General features: G+C 68.6%; 2 protein-coding genes. Both read right to left on the bottom strand.

Annotated features, from left to right (window positions below):
* The coding region (locus tag ABZ641_RS38670; protein WP_359989378.1) for an amino acid permease at window positions 1–603 on the bottom strand (603 nt) is incomplete at its 3' end.
* Window positions 600–1,155: FCD domain-containing protein (locus ABZ641_RS38665; RefSeq protein WP_359989376.1), on the bottom strand; the 556-nt coding region annotated here is incomplete at its 5' end. The genes ABZ641_RS38665 and ABZ641_RS38670, both read right to left, overlap by 4 nt.

Here is a 1,155-nt window from a genome sequence, read left to right as displayed (position 1 = left end):
GGGTACGGCACCGTCGACCGGGTGCCGGGTGACCAGCAGGAAGATCGCGATACCCATGAAGACCAGCAGCGCGCCCACCTTCACGACGGCGAACCAGAACTCCAGCTCACCGAAGATCCGCACCGAGATGAGGTTCACGGTGAGGACCACGGCCAGGGCGACGAGCGCGATGACCCACTGCGGGACGTCGGAGAACAGGTGCCAGTAGTGGGTGTACGTGGCCACCGCGGTGATGTCGGCGATGCCGGTGGTGGCCCAGTTCAGGAAGTACATCCACCCCGCCGTGTACGCGCCCTTCTCCCCCAGGAACTCCCGGGCGTACGACACGAAGGCGCCGGAAGAGGGCCGGTACAGGACGAGCTCGCCGAGCGCGCGCACGACGAGGAACGCGAAGACGCCGCAGACGGCGTACGCGACGAACAGGGAGGGCCCGGCGTCGGCGAGGCGTCCGCCCGCACCGAGGAAGAGGCCGGTGCCGATCGCTCCGCCGATGGCGATCATGTTGACGTGCCGGGGTTTCAGGGACTTGCTGTAGCCGGTGTCTCCGGCGTCGACGTGACGGGTCGTGGGGCGCTTCTCGTCCTTGAGGAACTGCTCGCTCACGCCTCGGGTATGCCTTCCGTGGGGGACTTCGTGCGTTTGGGGTGCACGATGTCGGTGAGGGTGGTCTCGACCCGGTGAAGGTGGTGGGACATGGCCTCGACCGCGTCGTGTTCGGAACCGTCGATCAGCGCCTCGACGATCGCCCGGTGCTCGCAGTTGGACTGCTCACGCCGACCGCCCAGCTCGTTGAGGAAGGTCGACTGACGCGCCAGTGCGTCCCGGATCTCCTCGATGACCCGGCGGAAGACCGGATTGCGGGAAGCCTCGGCCACCGCCAGGTGGAAGACGGTGTCCAGCGCGACCCATGCGGTGGTGTCGGCCTCCCGCTCCATCCGGTCGAGCAGGTGGGCCAGGTGGTCCAGGTCCTCCGGGGTGCGGCGCAGCGCCGCGTAGCCGGCGACCGGGATCTCGACGTGGCGGCGTACCTCGAGCAGGTCGCTCGCGGCGTAGTCGCCGAAGGTGGGGTCCTCGACCGTGTTCGCCACGACGAAGGTTCCCTTGCCGGTCCTGGAGACGGTCAGGCCCATCGTCTGCAGGGCCCGGAGTGCCTCC

Origin of the sequence: Kitasatospora sp. NPDC007106 (genome assembly GCF_040634455.1) — a bacterium.
GTDB classification, from domain to species: domain Bacteria; phylum Actinomycetota; class Actinomycetes; order Streptomycetales; family Streptomycetaceae; genus Kitasatospora; species Kitasatospora arboriphila.
Note: the sequence above shows the minus strand (reverse complement) of the source record. Positions and strands in the feature narration are given on the sequence as shown.